This is a genomic window from Actinomyces sp., from assembly GCF_030524025.1.
In the GTDB taxonomy this organism is placed as follows: Bacteria; Actinomycetota; Actinomycetes; order Actinomycetales; family Actinomycetaceae; genus Actinomyces.
The window spans coordinates 105,648-123,369 of sequence record NZ_JAUNHI010000003.1 but is presented as its reverse complement, the minus strand read 5'-3'; the positions used below and the strand labels follow the sequence as shown (position 1 = coordinate 123,369).

Here is a 17,722-nt window from a genome sequence, read left to right as displayed (position 1 = left end):
TGAGACCCACCTGGGGCCCGAGACCGGGCGGCACCGGCCGGGGGTGAGACGGTCCGTGACCCGGGGAGGCCGCGCACCCTACTGTGGCTCCATGAGCACGACGCCGGTCACCCCTGACGCCTCCAGCACCGCACTGCCCGACCACACACAGGACGCCACCGCCTACGTCGAGGCCGTCGCCCGAGCCGCACGCGCCGCCCAGCGGGGCATCGCGGGGCTCAACCGCGAGGCCAAGGACGCCGCGCTGTCGGCCATGGCCGACCACCTCGTCGCGGCCACCGACACGATCCTGGAGGCCAACGCCGAGGACCTCGAGCGCGCCCGTCAGGAGGGGATGAAACCGGGCCTGATCGACCGGCTGGCCCTGACCGCCGAGCGCATCGAGGCCATCGCGGCGGCCGTGCGCGAGATCGCGGCCCTGCCCGACCCCGTCGGCCAGGTCGTCGACGGCCAGACCCTGCCCAACGGTCTGCGGGTGCGGCGCATCCGCGTGCCCATGGGCGTGGTCGGCATGATCTACGAGGCGCGACCCAATGTCACCGTCGACGTCGCCGCCTTGACCCTGAAGTCCGGCAACGCCGTCGTGCTGCGCGGCGGCAGCGCCGCCCAGTCCTCCAACGCCGCGATCATCGCGGTCCTGCGTGAGGCACTGGCCTCCACCGGCCTTCCCGTCGACCTTGTCACCACGATCGACCCCGCCGGACGCGCCGGCGCCACGGCCCTCATGGGTGCCCGTGGCCTCATCGACGTCCTTGTGCCCCGTGGCGGGGCCGGACTCATCCGGGCAGTCGTCGAGCAGTCCTCGGTGCCGGTGATCGAGACCGGCTCCGGCAACTGCCACATCTACGTCGACGCGGCGGCCGACCTGGAGGCGGCGGTCAGGATCATCGTCAACGCCAAGACCCAACGGGTGGGCGTGTGCAATGCCGCCGAGACCCTCCTCGTCCACCCCGACGTCGCGGGTGAGCTCCTGCCGGCGGCGGCCGCGGCCCTGTGGGCCGAGGGGGTCACGCTCCACGCCGACCCGGCCGCGCACGGCGCCCTGGCCGAGACCGCCAAGGCCGACGGCCACGGTGCCCTGCTCGCGCCGGCCACCTCACAGGACTGGGACACCGAGTACGGCAGCCTCGACCTGGCCGTCAGGGTGGTCGAGGACCTCGACGACGCCGTCGCCCACATCGCGGCCCACTCCACCGGGCACACCGAGGCGATCCTCAGCCGCGACGTCGCCGCGATCAACCGTTTCGTGGCCGGGGTGGACTCGGCGGCCATCATGGTCAACGCCTCGACCCGTTTCACCGACGGCGGCCAACTGGGCCTGGGGGCCGAGCTGGGCATCTCCACCCAGAAGCTCCACGCCCGCGGGCCCATGGGACTGACCGCCCTGACGAGCACGACCTGGGTCGTCGAGGGCGACGGGCACATCCGCCCCTGAGCCCCTGCCACCCCTGATCTCGAGGTGCCATATGTCTCGATCTCGGGGTGTCATGAGTCCCGGTCCCGGCGGTCAGGAGCCCTCCACGTCGACCCACACCAGGCCCATGGGCTCGATCTCCAGGTCCCAGCTCCGACCCAGGCCGCGCACGCAGGTGCGCACCGTCTGAGAGGAGTTGTTGGTGACCAGGAAGCGGCGCCCGCCGGGGTACCAGGCCACCTCGGTGGACGGGTGGGAGGCGAACCACTGCTCAAGCAGGTCCTCGCGCCCGGCGGCCCAGTACAGGGCGCGCTGAAGCGTGCGGGAGTTGACCGGGGAGTAGGGCAGGCCGGAGAAGTACACGGCCCGACCCTCCCCGAACTCGTTGACCGCCACCCGCACGGTGCCCTCGACGTAGGACAGCACCCGGGCGAGCGGCCCCGTGGCGTAGACGTCCCCGCCGGCGCCCTGCCCGTCGTCGAAGGCCCCCTCGACATCGGCCATGATGGGGTGGTCCTCGACCAGGACCGGGTAGCGGTCGGTCGACAGGCTCAGCTGGCGCTCGCGCTCAACGCCCAGGACGTCAGAGAGCTGGAGGAAGGCGCCCCCGTGGTCGACGGCGGTGGGCTCGCCCACGCCGATGAAGCCGTGGCCGGCCGCCACCCAGGAGCGGATGAGGCCGGTCAGGCGCTCGTCGGCCCAGGACTCGCCCCCGGAGAAGGCGGTGCCGGCCGCGCCTGCGTTGATGAGCACCCCGATGTCCTCGGGCACGCCGTCGGCCAGGACCTCGTCGAAGGACAGGAATCGCACCTCGAAGGGCAGCCCGGCCAGTGCCTCGACGACGCCGACGTAGGAGTAGGCGGCCTTGTACCACTTGGCGTGGGCCACCATGTGGGTCTGCCAGGAGCGCAGGGCGCCCCAGGAGTTGAGGATGCCGACGGTGAAGGGGGCGTTGGCGGGCAGCTCGCCGCCGGAGCGTTCGTGGATGTCGCGGAACTCCTGGCAGATCTCGGTGATCCTCTCGATGAACTCCGGGAACTCCAGGGCCAGGGAGACGTAGCCGCCGTAGCCCATGCGGTCCAGGGGGCGGCGCACGATGGCGCGGCGGCTGGTCAGCCATGACTCGTTGGCCTCGCCCACTGGGTCACCGCCGTCGTGGTTGAACACGTCGGGGAAGAAGTAGGGCAGGAACCGCACCTCGGTGTATCTCACCCCCGGGATGTCGCCGATGAGCCGGGTCGTGGCGGCCGAGCCGGCCGAGCCGACGACGGCGTCCAGGCCGATGGAGGCGAAGTGCGGCCCGTAGGGCTCGGTGCCGATCCAGTTGTCGCCGAGGAACATCATGGCCTCGCGCCCGGCGGCGTGGGTGATGTCGACCAGCTCCTTGGCGCGGGCGGACACGAAACGCGACTGGAAGTCGATCCAGTCCCGGAAGGCCGGTGAGGGGATGCGGAAGGGGGAGTTGTAGTAGCCGGCGTCGACGAAGTCCTCGGCGCGCAGGGCGTAGCCGTACTCCGCCTCGAAGGCGTCGATCGCCTCGGGGGACACCGAGGCCGAGTAACCGAACCAGTCGACGAACTTCTCCCGGCCCTCGGTGTCGAAGGCAATAGTGAAGTGGTAGAAGAAAGTCGTGAAGCGCACGACGTCTACCTCGGGGTGGTCCTCGAGCCAGCTGCTCAGCGCCTGGCGGGCGTGCTCCCACACCCCGTTCTTGCGGATGTCGTAGGGGCGCTCCTTGACGCGGGTGGGGTCGGTGGAGTCCCAGCCGTTGGTGATGTAGTTGTACATCTGGGTGGTGTCCCACACCTGGTCGGCGAGGAAGGCGACGGTGTAGACGTGCCACGGCTCGGGCCGGGAAATGGTGACCACACCCGTGGACTGCTCGACGCTCCACTCCTGGGTGGGCACGACCCGGCCGGTCGTGCGGTCGATGACCTCCCAGAACCTCTCGACACGCTCGTAGCAGGGCGTGAACTGCTCGCGGAAATAGCCCTCCATGACGTCGATGTCCAGCGGGCCGGGCCCGGTCGCGGTCACGCGGGGGCTCAGGAGGTACTGGTTGACCAGGGTGTCGGGGTGGGCCAGTGCCCACTCCTGGTCGCCCCGGGCGGGGAAGTAGGTCGAGTAGACCTTCTCGACGAGCTCGGTGGCGACCTCGGGCAGCCAGGTGCCGTCGGAGTTGCGCACCGCGTCGGCCCCCAGGGCCGCGACGAGCTCGCGGAGCTGGTCGTCGATGCCCTCCTCGATGGGAAGGGTGACGCGACCGGTGGTGCGGGGCGAGGGGGATGGCGGGAGGGGCATGGGAACTCCTTGCTGGGTGGTACTCAATAGGTGGGTCCGGGGCCCTGGGGAAGGGGCCCGGACCCGGTGGGTCGGGGGTCGTCGAGGGCTTACACGAGGCGGACCTCGATGCCGGCGCCGCGCAGGGCCTCCACCTGCTCGGGGGTGGCGCCGTCGTCGGTGATGAGGGCGTGGACGTCCGAGATCCGGCAGATGAGGGCGAAGGCGCTCATCCCCAGCTTGGTGTGGTCGGCGACGACGACCACGCGTCGAGCGGCCCGCACGAGTGCGGCGTTGACCGCCGCCTCTCCTTCGTGCTGGGCGTAGGCGCCGGAGGTGTCGAGGGCGTCGACGCCCAGGAAGAGGGTGCCCACATTGATCTGGGGCAGGATGAGGTCGGACAGCGGGCCGGTCAGCTCGTAGGACTGGCTGCGCGCCACGCCGCCGGTGACGACCACCCGCACGCACTGGCGCACGGTCAGCTCGCTGGCGATGTTGACGGCGTTGGTCACCACCGTGATCGGGTTGTCGGCGTCGGTCAGCCCCGCCAGGAGCGCGATCTCGCGGGCCACCTCGGTGGTCGTCGTGCCGCCGTTGAGCCCGACGATGTCCCCGGCCCGGACCATGGCCGCGGCGGCATGGGCGATCTTGGCCTTCTCCAGGCCCATGCGGCTGGACTTGAAGCGCAGGGGCAGCTGGGAGGAGGTGGGGTTGGCCGAGGCCCCGCCCCGGGTGCGGGTGACCAGCTGCTGGTCGGCGAGCAGGTCGAGGTCGCGGCGGGCGGTGGCCGCCGAGACGCCGAGACGGTCGATGATGTCGTCGATGTGGACGCTGCCCTCATCGACAACGATGCTCAGGATGGCGGAGAGGCGCTCATGACGGGTCATCCTGTCCTCCTCACAGGTTTGTGGTCCGCGTCGTTGCGGCTGTCCGGCCAGGGGCACCCACCACCACGGGCTCGTGAGTTGCGCGGTCCGTGCACGATGGACCGGGATGCACTCAGCATAGATCAGGATCGAGCATTTCGCCGGGTGAAGCCGGGCTTGCCGGTGGGAGGGCCTCGGCGGGCACCCGGGGCATGCGAGCAGACTCATGCCTGCATGCCCGCCAACGGCCTGTTGTCGGGCCGGATGCGGCACGTAGCATGGGGTGGGCACCGACCACCATGAGACGCCGCCCTGTGTTGTCAGGCGGCACAGAGAGGACTGGTTCGATGAGCATCTCACGGGGCAAGGTGATCGCCTCGGGCGTTGTGACGGGCGCCGCGGCGCTGCTCGTCGTGCTCGGGGTCGCCTCGTTGCGCGCCTCGGCCGACGCCTCCTCGGAGTCCGGTGTCGTCATGCCCCCGGTCTCGGGATCGACCTCGACCGCACCGCCCACCGACCCGGCCGCCGACGCATCCCCGACGACGCCGGTGACCGCCGAGCCCCCGGCCACTCAGGCGCCGGCCGCACCCCAGCCGGCGGCCCCAGCCGGCGAGGTCGCCAACCCGGTCGAGGTCCAGCACGACGACGTCGCCGTGTCCTCCGACGATGCCGGCGAGGCCGATGACGCGGGCGACACCGACGACTGAGCCCTCGGCGTCCTCCTCGGTGCCCTACTCGAGGCGGTAGCCCATGCCGCGCACAGTGCGCAGGCGCTCCTTGCCGAGCTTCTGGCGCAGGTAGGAGACGTAGACCTCGACCACGTTGGAACCCGGGTCGAAGTCCAGGCCCCACACCGTAGACAGGAGCTGTTCGCGGCTGAGCACCTGACCGGGGTGGCGCATGAAGGTCTCCAGGAGGGAGAACTCGCGGGCGCTGAGCTCGACGGTCGTGCCCGCCACGTCGACACGACGCGTCTTGATGTCCAGCGTGAGGTCGTGGTGGGTCAGGGTCATCGTCCCCTCGGCGGGGGCCGGCTCGGCGCGCAGGCGCAGGCGGACCCGCGCGAGGAGCTCTTCGAAGGAGAAGGGCTTGGGCATGTAGTCGTCCGCCCCGCCCTGGAGGCCGGCGACCCTGTCGGCCACCGAGGAGCGCGCCGTGAGCATGATGACCGGTGTGGTCACCCCCTGGCCCCGCAGGGCGGTGAGCACGTCGAAGCCGGAGATGTCGGGCAGGCCGACGTCGAGCAGGATGAGGTCGGGGTCCCCTTGGAGGGCCAGCTCGACGGCCTCGCGTCCCAGGGATGTGGTGCGGGGGACGAAGCCTGCCGCCTTGAGTCCCTTGGCGATGAAGGAGGCGATGCGCGCCTCGTCCTCAACGATGAGTATCGTGCTCATGGTCGGGTCTGCTCCTCGGGATGCGGGTCAGGGGTCTGGTCAAGGCCCAGGGGGATCCGGAGCGTGAAGCATGAGCCCTCCCCGAGCACCGAGTCGATGTCGAGCGCGCCGCCGTGGGCGCTGACGATATTCTGCACGATGCTCAGCCCCAGTCCCGAGCCGGCGGCGTGTTGGCTGGCGATGCGCGACCGGCCGAAGCGCTGGCGCACGGTCTCGAGGTCGTCGGGGGCGATGCCGATTCCGCGGTCGGCGACCCACATGAGCAGGTCGCCCTCCTCGATCCGGGAGCCCAGCGAGACCGGGCTGTCCGGTGCCGAGTACTTGACGGCGTTGGCGGCCAGCTGGAGCCAGGCCTGGGTCGTCCTGGCGGCGTCCAGCATGACGAGGACCTCGGCCCGCGCGTCCAGGCTCCAGCGCCGTTCCCCCAGGGCCTGGGCCTTGTCGAGGACCTGGTCGGTCAGGGCGGCCACGTCGGTGGGTGTGGGGGAGACGAAGCCGGCCTGGGTGCTCTTGGCCAGCAGGAGCAGGTCGTTGACGAGGACACCCATGCGGTCCAGCTCATCGAGGGCCAGCTCCTGGGTCTGGCGCACGTCGGTCACGTCGGTGGGGTCGATGAGCTCGAGGTGCCCGCGAATGATCGTGATCGGGGTGCGCAGCTCGTGGCCGACGTCGTCGAGCAGCTCGCGCTGGCCCTCGATGGCACGTTGGACCCGGTCGAGCATCCGGTTGACGGTCTCGGCCAGGGCGCTGAGGTCGTCCCGTCCGCGCACGGGGACCCTGCTGGTCAGGTCGCGTTCGTCGATGGACTCCGCCGCCCGCCGCAGCTCCTCGATGGGGCGGACGAGCCGGTCGACGGCGAACCACGCCAGGCCGGCCACGAGGGCGACGCTGATCAGTGCCGCCGCCGTGTACAGGAGCATCATGCGGCGCAGGTCGGCGGCAGCGGCCTCCATGTCGACGACGTGGACGAGGCTGGCCACGGGCTGGCCCTCCTCGATGACCGGGACGACAAGGACCCGGTAGGTGCTCCGGGAGGTGCGCACCGTCTCGATGACCGACTCCGACCCGCTGGCCAGCGGGGCGATGGCGGTGAGCAGCTCGGTGTCGTCCTCGGGCCGCAGTTGCACCTGGGAGGGGACGGTCCATGTGGCCTTGCCGTCCAGGAAGCCCAGGGCGGACTCCGAGGGCTGCAGCACGGTGCGGCCAAGGTAGGTCTCGACCACCATCGCCGGGGTGGTCAGGGGCTCGCCGGTCGCGGGGTGGAGGCCGTCCTCGGCCAGGACGCGCAGCTGGCTGCGCTCGGCGCGCAGCTGGTCGTCGACCCCCCGCTCGACACCGCGGATCCCCAGGATCCAGATGAGCACCCCCGAGTTGGCCAGCGCCACGCAGGACACGAGCAGGATCGCGAGCATGACGCGGGTCTGGATCGTGACCTTCGGAGACGCGAGGCGGCGCACCGTCCCATTGTGCTCGACGCGGGCGCGGCGTCGGGGGAACCGGCCCGGTGACAGGAACCCGGTGGGCGGCGGGCCGCTGCGGTCATGGGCCGTGCACCGCCAGCCGTGCCCCCTGGGCGAGCAGGCTGTGTCGCCGCCAGCCCTCCAGCCACGACCGGGCCCCGGGCCGGAAGGCGTGCACGCACACCAGACGCAGCCTGGCCGCGTGCGTGTAGGCCTGGAGCCGCTCGGGGCGCACCGCCATCGCCTCGGCCACGGAGTCGAGCAGGTCGAGGACCGTGCGGCTGGCCGCCGGGTCCGGGTGGGCGGCCACGACGAGGCGCCGCAGGGGGTTGTGGCGCAGCACGGCGTCGGGCCGCCAGTCCTCCAGGACCCCGCTCCGGCGGGCCCGGGCGATGACCGCGCTCAGGCGCGGGTCGGAGGGGATCGAGCCGTGCTCGACCAGCAACCCATCGTCCAGGAGGCGCCGGTGTGTGCTCAGGCCCACGCGCTCGGCCCGCCGACGGCTCAACTCCGCCTTGGAGTGGCTGACCGGCCACAGCAGGCGCGCCCACCCATCGGCACCCCGTCACCGCGGCCGACCAGCGAGACCGCCACCGACATCCCGGGCTTGATGCGCAGACGCCCGGCGCGCAGGTACTCCTCGTTGAAGCGGGAGATGGCGATGGCCCTGTCGGCGTCGGCGCACACCCGGCGTAGCCACTGCCGGTCGACCGACTCGTGGTAGATGTCCTTGGCGTGGGTGGTCACCGTGTAGGGGATGCCCGTGAGCTGCGAGCCGATCCAGGCGGTGCGGCCCGCCAGGGTCGCGAAGTGGGCGTGGAGGTGGGTGATGCCGTCGTGCTGGGCGCAGTGGGCCAGGGACACGGCCTGGGAGACCTCGTCGCCGGGCAGGCCGGCCAGGGTCGGCATGAGAGCGGCGAATCGTGCGCGCTGGGTGTCGTCGGCCAGGCCGCCGACTATCTGCGCCCACATCTCGGTGGGCCGTGCGGGGCGGGGAACCCGGGGCACCTGGGCGCGGACCCGCGCGATCTCGGGGTGGAAGCGTGCGTCGGTCGTGGGCCGCTGGGCGTAGATGGACAGGTCGTCGCCGTGGGCCTCGCGGGCGAGGATCTCGGTGACGATGAAGGTCTCGGAGAAGCGTGGGTAGACCTTGAGGACGTATCCGGTGGGGCTCACAGGCGTGTCCTTCCGCTGGTGGGGGAGTCGATGAGGTGCGTCACGCCGCTGCCGGCCCAGGCTCCGTCGGCCGGTGGGGCCGGCGGTCGATGATGACGAGGTCCGGGCCGAGGGCGAGAAGGGCAGCGTCGAGGACCTGGCTGCGCACCGTGCGCAGGGAGGCGGTGTCGACCCCGAGGCTGCGGGGGCGTAGCCCGAATCGGTCTTCGTGACACCGGGAAGGGTCAGTCAGTCGAAGCCCGTGGGCAGGACGAAGCCGTGGTCGGTCGTCAGCCCGGTGACGATCAGACCGCTCACTGCGCGCCCGGTCAGGGAGGGCAGGTGGTCCGCCAGGTGGTGGGCGAGTGCGAGATTGCGGCGCAGGTGTCCCAGGCCCTGCGAGTCGTGGCTGTAGAGCACCACCCTGATCGCGTTCCCGATTGCGTTGTCGTGTCCCATGGTTGTCGTGTGCCTCCGTCGTCCTGGGTGGCATCGCGGTGTCACGCCCACCCACGATCGATCCTGGAGGGCGGGGGCTACAGGGTGATGAGGCGACGATGAGAGAGTGCTCAGGAACCTGCGGAGCGCTCCCCGCACCGATCGAGACGATGAAAGATGATGTTTTTAGTGCTATTCTCGTCGCATTCGATCAGCCCAGCGGAGAGATCCGCGTCGTCCTTAGGGGGACATGTGACCAGCAGAACAACCTCGGAGATCATCAGCCAGCCCGAGCTGTGGGACAGGGCCGCCGAGCTGGCCCGCGGTGTGGCGGGACTGCCGCAGCCGGGGGAGAACGTAGCCATCATCGGCTGCGGCACCTCGTGGTTCATGGCCCAGTCCTACGCGGTGCTGCGGGAGGAGGCGGGTCAGGGGCAGACCGACGCCTTCACCGCCTCCCTGCTCCCGGTCGACCGGGACTACGACCGCGCCATCCTCCTGTCGCGCTCGGGCACGACCACCGAGATCGTCGACGTCGCCGTGGCCCTGCGGGAGCGTGGCACGCCCTCGACCCTGATCACCGCGGTGGGGGACGGTCCCGTGACGCCGCACGTGGCCGAGGAGATCGTCCTCGACTTCGCCGACGAGCAGTCGGTGGTCCAGACCCGCTTCGCCACGACGGCTCTCAGCCTGCTGCGCGCCTCGACCGGCCAGGACCTGTCGAGGTCGGTGGCCGACGCCCGCGCGGCCCTGGACACGGAGATCCCCGCTGAGTGGGTCGAGGCCTCCCAGGTCTCCTTCCTGGGGGAGGGCTGGTGCTACGGCCTGGCCAACGAGGCCGCCCTCAAGTGGCGTGAGGCCTCCCAGGCGTGGACCGAGGCCTACCCCGCCATGGAGTACCGCCACGGGCCGATCGCCATCGCCGAGCCCGGGCGCCTGACCTGGGTGTTCGGTCAGGCCCCCGCCGGGATGGCGGAGCAGGTGGCCCTGACCGGTGCCACGCTGCTCACCTTCGAGCTCGACCCACTGGCGGTGCTCGTCCTGGCCCAGCGGACTGCGGTGGCCCGCGCCCACGCCCGCGGCCTGGATCCCGACCGCCCGCGGCACCTCAGCCGGGCGGTCATCCTGCCCGGGCCGCAGGGCTGACCGGCATGGCGGCGCGCTGGGCCGTCGGCGTCGACGTCGGCGGCACGACGATCAAGACCGTCCTGGCCGACGGAGCGGGGGAGGCGGTCCTCAGGCGCACCGACCCCACGCCTCACGGCGGGCAGGCGGTTGTGGACGCCGTGGCCCGGATCGTCGCGGCCCTCGACGCCGACCTGGAGGCGGGGCGCGTGTGCGCCGGCGCCCGGAGGCTGACCGCCGACGAGGTCGCGCGGCCCGTTGGTGTCGATGTCCCCGGGATCGTCGATGAGCGCGCCGGGCTGGCCGTCCTGTCGGTCAATCTCGGCTGGCGCGGGTTTCCGATGCGCCTCGACCTCGAGCAGGCCCTGGGGCGTCCGGTATCCCTGGGGCACGACGTGCGCAGCGGGGCGTGGGCGGAGTCCCGGTGGGGGGCGGCCGGTCGGGACTGCCTGTACCTGGCACTGGGCACCGGGCTGTCGGCCGCCCTGGTAATCGACGGCACGCCGGTGGTCTGCGGGGGCTGGGCCGGAGAGGTCGGCCAGATGCTCGTGCCCGACCCGGACGCGCCCGGCTCCTCGGTGCGTCTGGAGGAGGTTGCGAGCGCAGGGGCTCTGGCCCGCCGGTGGGCCGGCTCGCGGCCCGTCGACACCAGGCGCCTGGTCCTGGAGGAGGGGGCTCTCGGCCTCCTGCGGGAGGTCGAGGCCGGTGACGCCGAGGCCGTCCGCGTGTGGGACACCGGGCTCGACGCGCTGGCCGAGCTCATCGCCCGCACGACGTGCCTGCTGGGCCCGCTCGACGTCGTCATCGGCGGCGGCCTGGCCGGAGCGGGCGAGACACGGCTCCTGGAGCCCTTGCGGCAGCGGGTGGCGGCACTGCTGACCGTCTGCCCGCCGCCGAGAGTGCTGGCGGCGGGCCTCGGCCCGTGGTCCCAGGCGCTGGGGAGCGCCGGGAGGGCCCTGGAGACCCAGGACGGAGGATGAGGCCGGCGTGTTCACGTCGGGCGTGGTGCGCCCCGCCCGCGGCCCGAGGCGTGGCAGTATGGTCATGACCGTGCCCCCCCCGAATGGGCGATGATGACCTGAGGAGTACCCGTGCTGACCCTGACCGTGGAGCGACGCCCATGAGTGAGAGCTCGCGCCGCCTGCGCATCGGCATCATGGGAGGGACCTTCGACCCGATCCATCACGGGCACCTCGTGGCGGCCTCAGAGGTACAGGACGCCTTCGGTCTTGACGAGGTCATCTTCGTACCGACCTGGGCCCAGCCCTTCAAACGGGACCGGCGCGTGACGCCGGCCGAGCACCGCTACCTCATGACGGTGATCGCCACCGCACCGAACCCCCGGTTCACGGTCTCGCGGGTCGACATCGACCGGGGCGGCACGACCTACACGATCGACACCCTCCACGACATCGCCTCGGAGTACCCGGGCGCCGAGCTGTACTTCATCACGGGCGCGGACGCCCTGGCGCAGATCCTGACGTGGAAGGACAACGAGGAGATCTTCGACCTGGCCCACATGGTGGGCGTCACACGCCCCGGGCACGTGCTCTCCGACCCGGGACTGCCCCAGGACAAGGTGTCCCTTGTTGAGGTCCCGGCGATGGCGATCTCGTCGACCGACTGCCGCCGGCGTGTCGGCAGCGGCGTACCGGTGTGGTACCTCGTGCCCGACGGCGTGGTTCAGTACATCCGCAAGTACGGGCTCTACCGTATGGTGCACCGACCGGCATCCACGACGTCGATGACGGCTCATGTCGCGAGAGAGCAGTCCCTGAGGGAGGAAAACCATGGTGAGTGAACCCAGCGACGTCGGCGGGGCTCGTCCCGCCGACGGCGACGACGCGACGCACTCCAGCCGACGGGCCAAGAGACAGGCGGAGCGCGCCGCCGAGCGCGAGGCCTACCTCACTGGTCAGCAGCCCGTGCTCACTCGCCGCGAGCTCAAGCGGCAGCGCGAGGAAGCCGCTGCCCTGCGTGCCGCCGTCGCCGCCGGAGAGCTGACGATGGAGCAGGCACGAGCCCTCCAGAACCCCCTCCTCGACCAGTCCGACATCCAGATCCCGGCCACCGGCTCCCAGGGAGTGCCGGTGCAGGAGGAGGTCCGGCGGACGCCGGAGCCGGTGTCCCCCGCGGCGCCGGTGGCACCGGCCGCTCCCGCGGCCCCCACGCCCTCATGGCAGCGGCAGCCCTCCTCGGCCCCGCTGGCCGAAACCCCCTCCCCAGCGGCCACTCCGACGCCATCACCGGTGGTGCCCGCCTCGCCCGCACCGGTGACGCCCTCACCGCTGCTGCCCGCCGTCCCGGCCTGGTCGGCAGCCTCGGCGGCGTCGACGCACTCGCCCTCGCCCGTGGCGACCCCGTCACCGGTGCTGCCGCCGGTGTCGGCCCCACCGGTCTCGCCCCCGCCCGTTGCCGCCCCCGCGGTGCCGACCGCCGGGGCCGTCCCGGCTCCGCGCGGGCCTGAGGCTCCCCAGGTGGCCGACGCCGGGCTGACGGCCGACCGGATCGACGAGCTCTCGGAGATGCCCACCGGCGTCTACACGCCGGTGGACCTGCCGATCAGGTCTCCGCAGGTCGACTCGACACCGACCGGAACCTCGAGCCTGCCCGAGCGGCGCTCCGTCCTGGGGCGCACGAGCCCTGCGGAGCCGGTGGACCAGGGGCCCACGGCCGGACCGGCGGTCCCGGCGAGTCCACCCGCCTCGCCGGCGACGTCCTGGTCCCCGACGACCTCGGCGGCTCCTGCCGGCCCGGCATCCTCTCCAACGACCGCTCCCGCCGTCCCGTCGGTCGGCGCCCGGCCCGCCGGTTCCGCCGAACCGACTGTGACCGCATCGAGCACCGAGGTGGAGGACGGCGACGCCGCCGGCCCGGTGCGTCGGCCGATCGTCCGGGTGCCCTCGGCCGCGCAGGGCGTGCGCACCATCGACATCGACTCCGGTGAGCTGAGCGCCGTCCAGCCGGTGGAGGATGCGGCCGAGGACAGCTCGCTCCACTGGCGCACCCTCCACTCGGCGGGCTCCGCGGCCTCGGCGAGCGCGGCAGGAGCAGCACTGTCGGCCGGTTCGGCCGCCGCGGCGTCGCCCTCCGCCGGCTCGGCCGCGCAGGCGCCGGCCGCCGCAGAGCCGTCCTCGCCGTCGACGACCCGTGGCCAGGCGGCCACGGGTGAGGGCGAGGAGGGCTACGGAGGCATCGACAACCCGCAGTGGCCCTCCCTGCACGGGGGCGGCCCGACCGGCTCGGGCGGCAAGACGATCGCGACGAGCCCGTACACCTCCGAGCCGGAGCCCGTCGCCCCGGAGCGTCCCGGGACGGCCGAGCCGGCCGAGCGGACCAGCCCCGCGGCCACCAAGGACGTGGCCCGCGCCCCCGAGGGCAAGCGGACATCGACGCTGACGCGCGTGCTCCTCATCGCGCTGCTCGTCGTCGTGATCCTGCTGGTCATCCTGGCCGTCGTGTGGTTCGTGCTCCTGCGTGACACCGCCTCGACCGCCATGGCCGCCCAGGCGATCGCCACGTGGACCAGTCTGCTGACCTGACCCTCGTTCCGGTGCCCCACACACTCCGTCCCACTGTCGAACCGAACACCGAGGAGCCCAGTGCCCGCCACCCCGCAGTCCGTCGAGCTCGCCATCACCGCCGCCCGCGCCGCAGCGGGCAAGAAGGCCGAGGAGATCATCGCCATCGACGTCTCCGAGCGCCTGGCGCTGACCGATGTCTTTCTCATCGTGTCGGGGGCCAATGACCGGCAGGTGCGGTCCATCGTCGACGCCGTCGAGGAGGCCCTGCACCAGGCGGGCGGGCGCCGTCGGGCGCGCGAGGGCGTCGAGGAGGCACACTGGGTGCTGCTCGACTACACCGACCTGGTCATCCACGTCCAGCAGAGCGAGGACCGGGAGTACTACGCCCTCGAGCGCCTCTGGAGGGACTGCCCCCTCATTTCCCTGCCCGAGGACCTCGCGGCAGGCTCGCTCGAGTTGCCCGCCGACGGTGCGGCGCGCTCGACGCAGGGCTCCAGATGACCCGGCTCGTGCTGTGGCGCCACGGCCAGACCGACTACAACGCACAGGGACGGATCCAGGGGCGTGTCGACATCCCGCTCAATGAGGCGGGTCTCGCCCAGGTCCGGGCGGCGGTCCCCGCCCTTCAGGGCCTCGACCCGGTGCGGATCTTCTCCTCGCCGCTGGGCAGGGCAATGGGGACCGCCGAGGCGCTCGCCGCCGCCGTCGGGCTGCCGGTCGAGGTCGAGCAGGACCTCGTCGAGCGCTCCTTCGGCGAGTTCGAGGGTCTGACTCGCAAGGAGATGAAGGAGCGCTGGCCGCGGGAGTACCGGGCCTGGCGCCAGGGTGAGGACCCCGCATCCGTCGGGGTCGAGCCCCGCAACGCCGCCGCCGAGCGAGTCGGGGCCACCCTCAGGCGCATCGCGCGGCTCAGCGGCGATGAGACGGTCGTTGTCGTCTCGCACGGCGCGTCGCTCACGCTCGGGGCGACCCATCTGCTCGGGATGGAGCCGGCGGATTGGTTCGGCCTGCGCGGCCTGGACAACTGCCGCCACGCCCTCCTCAGCTCGGGGGACCGCCCCCCGGGCTGGACGCTCCTGGGGTGGAACCTCGGGTGAGGTAGCGCACGCCACCGGGATTTGCCCTCGGTGCGCGCGACTCCCTACAGTTATCCGCGTCGCCCGTCGCGGCGGCGCCCGTCCCGGGGCTATGGCGCAGTTGGTAGCGCGCTTCCATGGCATGGAAGAGGTCGGGGGTTCGAATCCCCCTAGCTCCACGACCACGCCGGTGCCGGCGCGGTGAATCCACGGGGCTATGGCGCAGTTGGTAGCGCGCTTCCATGGCATGGAAGAGGTCGGGGGTTCGAATCCCCCTAGCTCCACCGACAGAAGAAACGAACCGTGCCCCGCCTGTCGCGGGGCACGCGTGGTTGTGCGGTACAAGCGCCGGAGCGTTGATGCCGACAGGATGAAGCCGATGATCGCGGTCATGACCGCCGCGACCGACTCCGTGTCCGGCGCCTGGACGAGTAGGTCCAAGGGGTGGCGCCGACCTCCCCAGACCATTAGGGTTGCCTTACCTCAAAGCCATCCCGTGCGGAAGGGGACCCGTGACCTCCAGCAACCCGTCGAGCGCGCCCGTTGTCGGTTCCCGGCGCATGGGGCGGCGCCTCCTGGCCGGGTCGGGCAGCGCGAGCCTGACCGCCTTCCGGATCGACCCGGGCGACGACCAGCTCGTCCTGCACGCCATGGACACGACCGGCCGGATCTTCGTGGCCGCCTGCCCCACATCGGCCCTGGCTCGCACGCCCGCCGGCGTGGCGACCTCGGTGCGCCTCGACATCACCCTCGACGCCGCCGAGCCCGGCATGCATCTGACGGCCGCCTCGGCCCACCTTCTGGGGGTCCTGACCTGGCTGGAGGGGCAGGAGCGGGATCTCGCCCTGGCCGACGCCCACAGCGCGGCCTGCCACTGCGCGGTGGCGGGCAGTGACCCGCTCGATGGCATCATCGAGCTCTCCCACGCACCGAGCGGGCGGCTCGGAGTCGTCCTGGCCGAGCGTGTCGTCGTCCACGACGCCCTGGGGATTCATGGCCACGCCGTTGCTGAGCTCCTCGACCCGGCGGGGGTCGAGCCGCAGGCTCCGTTGTGGTCGGCCCTCGATGAGCTCGCCGCCCAGGAGGCCGTCAAGTCGCTCGGGACACCGGTTCTGGCGGCATTGTGCGCGGGGGTCGTTGACGGCTCCGTCCCGGGGCGCCTGTGCTCGGTGCGTCCGCTCGGCGCCGCCTGCGCCGGGCTGGCCGGGCAGGTGCTGTGCGTCGACGCCTGCCCGCAGGACGTCACCCTCATGCAGCTGACCGGTCCGGAGGCGGTGACCGTCCGGGTCGACCTTCTCCGGACGGCCCCCACGGCTCGCGAGGTGGTCGACGAGCTCGACCGTCTCGTGCGGGACTCGGCCGGGGCGCGCCCGTAGCGCATCTGACCGCCTCGGCCGGGCGCAGGACGGGGCCCCACCGATGCGGTGGGGCCCCGTCGGTCAGGTGCGACGCGTCGCGCGCGCCAGGTCGAGGCGGGAGCCTGCCGGGCTCGGACGGGTCCGGCAGAGGAACGTTGGACTCAGCGGGCCTCGTAGGACAGGCAGCCCGCAGTGTCGCCACCGATGCTGACGGCCTCGGCCGAGCACATGAGGTCGGTGTTGTGCACGCACTCCAGGCGCTGGCAGGCGCCGACGTGGCCCTGGGCGACGGGCAGGCCGCCGCGCGCGTCGAGGCTGATGAAGGTCGTGCACGACGGGGCGGCGTCCTGACCGCCGATGGTGATCGCGAAGGCGGTGCACCCATTGTGGTTGTAGGCGCAGGAGGTCGTGGCGCAGGAGGTGACGGCGGTGACGGTGGACATGGTGGGCTCCTCTCGTTGCGGGGCGGACATGGACGCATCTGACGCATTCGACGTTAAGACGACCGAATCCGGTCGGCAACAGGGGGATGCGCTGGTGGGGGCCACAAGCGGCTCATGCGCGTCATTCCAGGCGAAGAATGGTATGACCGACACGCCTGCCAATGGTCGGCGCGCGGGCGAGGGCGAGGTCTTGGCCAAGTGCGCCATGAGGTAATGCGCTCAGTGTTGCCTATGCTGCCCAGAAGGTCCCGCCGCTGCCCATCTGGCCCCGCCGGACGGCCACGAGGAGCCGGGCGCCTACGATATTCTGAGGCCCGTGTCACGCGACGATGCTTGAGGAGGACACGATGACAGCAGTGGGATGCGGGATCGATATCGGAGGCTCGGGCGTCAAGGGCGCGCTCGTCGACCTGGACAGTGGGGAGCTGATCGGAGAGCGGGTGCGGATCGTCACGCCGACGCCGGCGACGCCCGACGCGGTCGCGGAGGTGTGTCGTGAGCTGCTCGAGCGTCTCGAAGTCGGCAGTGAGATCCCGGTCGGCATCGCCTTCCCGGCCCCGATCGTCCGCGGCACCGTCCCCTTCATGGCCAACCTCGACCAGTCCTGGACCGGGGTCGATGTCAACGAGCTGATGATGCGCCACCTGGGGCGGGGCGTGACCGCCCTCAACGACGCCGACGCCGCCGGCCTGGCCGAGGTCGCCTATGGCGCCGCCAAGGGCGTGGCCGGCACCGTCATCGTCACCACCCTGGGAACCGGCATCGGCTCCGCGGTGGTCGTCGACGGGACCCTCGTGCCCAACACCGAGCTCGGGCACCTCGAGATCGACGGCCACGACGCCGAGACACGGGCCTCGGCCGGGCAGAAGGACCTTCAGGACATGTCGTGGGGCAAGTGGGCCAAGCGTCTCCAGCGCTACTACTCCCACGTCGAGATGCTGTTCTCCCCGGACCTGTTCGTCGTCGGGGGAGGGGTGTCGAAGAAGCACCACAAGTTCCTGCCGCTGCTCGACCTCAAGACCGAGATCGTTCCCGCCACGTTGTTCAACACCGCGGGCATCGTCGGTGCCGCCTACCAGGCGTCCCGCAGCTCCTGACCCGACGTGACGGTGGGGTGGGGGGGGGGGGGGGGGGCGCGCCGGCGGCCCCCCCCCCCCCCCCCAGGCCGCCCAGCCGCCACGCGGCCGGG

The 17,722-nt window shown here is 72.0% G+C and carries 17 protein-coding genes, 2 tRNA genes and 1 pseudogene; 12 read left to right on the top strand and 8 right to left on the bottom strand.

Annotation, left to right across the window (positions count from 1 at the left end; all coding sequences use genetic code 11):
- The first annotated feature begins 91 nt into the window (after positions 1-91).
- On the top strand, positions 92-1,435 hold the full coding sequence (locus Q4C85_RS02610) for a glutamate-5-semialdehyde dehydrogenase (RefSeq protein ID WP_303139239.1): 1,344 nt from the start codon (positions 92-94) through the stop codon (positions 1,433-1,435).
- A 72-nt stretch (positions 1,436-1,507) separates the two neighbouring features.
- Here Q4C85_RS02610 and gnpA read toward each other — a convergent pair whose 3' ends face one another.
- Both gnpA and Q4C85_RS02600 read right to left on the bottom strand, forming a co-directional pair.
- Positions 1,508-3,715 carry a 1,3-beta-galactosyl-N-acetylhexosamine phosphorylase gene (gene gnpA / locus Q4C85_RS02605; protein WP_303139237.1) on the bottom strand — a complete coding sequence of 736 codons (2,208 nt, stop codon included), beginning with the start codon at positions 3,713-3,715 and terminating at the stop codon, positions 1,508-1,510.
- Between the two features lie 89 nt (positions 3,716-3,804).
- The gene (locus Q4C85_RS02600; RefSeq protein WP_303139235.1) at positions 3,805-4,581 is read right to left on the bottom strand and encodes a DeoR/GlpR family DNA-binding transcription regulator; all 777 of its coding nucleotides are present in this window, start codon (positions 4,579-4,581) and stop codon (positions 3,805-3,807) included.
- Between the two features lie 326 nt (positions 4,582-4,907).
- Here Q4C85_RS02600 and Q4C85_RS02595 point away from each other — a divergent pair, with 326 nt between their 5' ends.
- Positions 4,908-5,267: a hypothetical protein gene (locus Q4C85_RS02595; protein ID WP_303139233.1), complete on the top strand. Its 360-nt coding sequence runs from the start codon at positions 4,908-4,910 to the stop codon at positions 5,265-5,267.
- 24 nt (positions 5,268-5,291) lie between these two features.
- On the opposite strand, the gene Q4C85_RS02590 is transcribed toward Q4C85_RS02595, so the two are convergent.
- The 5 genes and pseudogenes from Q4C85_RS02590 to Q4C85_RS02570 form a co-directional block, all read right to left on the bottom strand.
- The gene (locus Q4C85_RS02590) at positions 5,292-5,954 is read right to left on the bottom strand and encodes a response regulator transcription factor (protein WP_303139231.1); all 663 of its coding nucleotides are present in this window, start codon (positions 5,952-5,954) and stop codon (positions 5,292-5,294) included.
- Entirely contained in the window at positions 5,951-7,411 is a 1,461-nt protein-coding gene (locus Q4C85_RS02585) for a cell wall metabolism sensor histidine kinase WalK (protein WP_303139229.1), read from the bottom strand. The genes Q4C85_RS02590 and Q4C85_RS02585 overlap by 4 nt, the downstream gene beginning before the upstream one ends.
- Before the next feature lie 82 nt (positions 7,412-7,493).
- Complete coding sequence (locus Q4C85_RS02580) at positions 7,494-7,922, bottom strand: hypothetical protein (protein WP_303139228.1); 429 nt, start codon at positions 7,920-7,922, stop codon at positions 7,494-7,496.
- A gap of 122 nt (positions 7,923-8,044) precedes the next feature.
- Positions 8,045-8,590 (bottom strand): annotated as a pseudogene (locus Q4C85_RS02575) (glycosyltransferase); the annotation flags it as partial.
- 228 nt (positions 8,591-8,818) lie between these two features.
- Complete coding sequence (locus Q4C85_RS02570; protein WP_303139227.1) at positions 8,819-9,028, bottom strand: hypothetical protein; 210 nt, start codon at positions 9,026-9,028, stop codon at positions 8,819-8,821.
- A gap of 231 nt (positions 9,029-9,259) precedes the next feature.
- Here Q4C85_RS02570 and Q4C85_RS02565 point away from each other — a divergent pair, with 231 nt between their 5' ends.
- The 9 genes from Q4C85_RS02565 (at position 9,260) to Q4C85_RS02525 (ending at position 16,108) form a co-directional block, all read left to right on the top strand.
- Positions 9,260-10,153: an SIS domain-containing protein gene (locus Q4C85_RS02565; protein WP_303139226.1), complete on the top strand. Its 894-nt coding sequence runs from the start codon at positions 9,260-9,262 to the stop codon at positions 10,151-10,153.
- A 5-nt stretch (positions 10,154-10,158) separates the two neighbouring features.
- Positions 10,159-11,112, top strand: coding sequence for an ROK family protein (locus tag Q4C85_RS02560; protein WP_303139224.1), 954 nt, complete (start codon positions 10,159-10,161; stop codon positions 11,110-11,112).
- Between the two features lie 140 nt (positions 11,113-11,252).
- Positions 11,253-11,933 carry a nicotinate-nucleotide adenylyltransferase gene (gene nadD / locus Q4C85_RS02555; RefSeq protein ID WP_303139222.1) on the top strand — a complete coding sequence of 227 codons (681 nt, stop codon included), beginning with the start codon at positions 11,253-11,255 and terminating at the stop codon, positions 11,931-11,933.
- Positions 11,926-13,674: a hypothetical protein gene (locus Q4C85_RS02550; protein ID WP_303139221.1), complete on the top strand. Its 1,749-nt coding sequence runs from the start codon at positions 11,926-11,928 to the stop codon at positions 13,672-13,674. The genes nadD and Q4C85_RS02550 overlap by 8 nt, the downstream gene beginning before the upstream one ends.
- Positions 13,675-13,734: 60 nt before the next feature.
- Positions 13,735-14,157, top strand: a complete 423-nt coding sequence (gene rsfS / locus Q4C85_RS02545) for a ribosome silencing factor (protein WP_303139219.1) — start codon at positions 13,735-13,737, stop codon at positions 14,155-14,157.
- Positions 14,154-14,753, top strand: a complete 600-nt coding sequence (locus Q4C85_RS02540) for a histidine phosphatase family protein (protein ID WP_303139217.1) — start codon at positions 14,154-14,156, stop codon at positions 14,751-14,753. The genes rsfS and Q4C85_RS02540 overlap by 4 nt, the downstream gene beginning before the upstream one ends.
- A gap of 85 nt (positions 14,754-14,838) precedes the next feature.
- Positions 14,839-14,911, top strand: a tRNA-Ala gene (locus tag Q4C85_RS02535).
- Positions 14,912-14,943: 32 nt separating this feature from the next.
- Positions 14,944-15,016 (top strand) — tRNA-Ala (locus Q4C85_RS02530).
- 228 nt (positions 15,017-15,244) lie between these two features.
- A complete protein-coding gene (locus Q4C85_RS02525) occupies positions 15,245-16,108 on the top strand; it encodes a hypothetical protein (RefSeq protein WP_303139216.1) in 864 nt (287 codons plus the stop codon).
- Positions 16,109-16,251: 143 nt separating this feature from the next.
- Here the strand turns inward: Q4C85_RS02525 and Q4C85_RS02520 are convergent, their stop codons facing one another.
- Complete coding sequence (locus Q4C85_RS02520) at positions 16,252-16,533, bottom strand: DUF1540 domain-containing protein (RefSeq protein ID WP_303139214.1); 282 nt, start codon at positions 16,531-16,533, stop codon at positions 16,252-16,254.
- Positions 16,534-16,880: 347 nt separating this feature from the next.
- Between Q4C85_RS02520 and ppgK the strand changes: the two genes are divergently transcribed.
- Positions 16,881-17,630, top strand: coding sequence for a polyphosphate--glucose phosphotransferase (ppgK, locus tag Q4C85_RS02515; protein WP_303139212.1), 750 nt, complete (start codon positions 16,881-16,883; stop codon positions 17,628-17,630).
- Positions 17,631-17,722 lie beyond the last annotated feature (92 nt).

Bases quoted from the DNA above. Each gene is read 5' to 3' on its own strand.
- Q4C85_RS02610 (WP_303139239.1), top strand. From the start codon at position 92: ATGAGCACGACGCCGGTCACCCCTGACGCCTCCAGCACCGCACTGCCC.
- gnpA (WP_303139237.1), bottom strand. From the start codon at position 3,715: ATGCCCCTCCCGCCATCCCCCTCGCCCCGCACCACCGGTCGCGTCACC.
- Q4C85_RS02600 (WP_303139235.1), bottom strand. From the start codon at position 4,581: ATGACCCGTCATGAGCGCCTCTCCGCCATCCTGAGCATCGTTGTCGAT.
- Q4C85_RS02595 (WP_303139233.1), top strand. From the start codon at position 4,908: ATGAGCATCTCACGGGGCAAGGTGATCGCCTCGGGCGTTGTGACGGGC.
- Q4C85_RS02590 (WP_303139231.1), bottom strand. From the start codon at position 5,954: ATGAGCACGATACTCATCGTTGAGGACGAGGCGCGCATCGCCTCCTTC.
- Q4C85_RS02570 (WP_303139227.1), bottom strand. From the start codon at position 9,028: ATGGGACACGACAACGCAATCGGGAACGCGATCAGGGTGGTGCTCTAC.
- Q4C85_RS02560 (WP_303139224.1), top strand. From the start codon at position 10,159: ATGGCGGCGCGCTGGGCCGTCGGCGTCGACGTCGGCGGCACGACGATC.
- nadD (WP_303139222.1), top strand. From the start codon at position 11,253: ATGAGTGAGAGCTCGCGCCGCCTGCGCATCGGCATCATGGGAGGGACC.
- Q4C85_RS02540 (WP_303139217.1), top strand. From the start codon at position 14,154: ATGACCCGGCTCGTGCTGTGGCGCCACGGCCAGACCGACTACAACGCA.
- Q4C85_RS02520 (WP_303139214.1), bottom strand. From the start codon at position 16,533: ATGTCCACCGTCACCGCCGTCACCTCCTGCGCCACGACCTCCTGCGCC.
- ppgK (WP_303139212.1), top strand. From the start codon at position 16,881: ATGACAGCAGTGGGATGCGGGATCGATATCGGAGGCTCGGGCGTCAAG.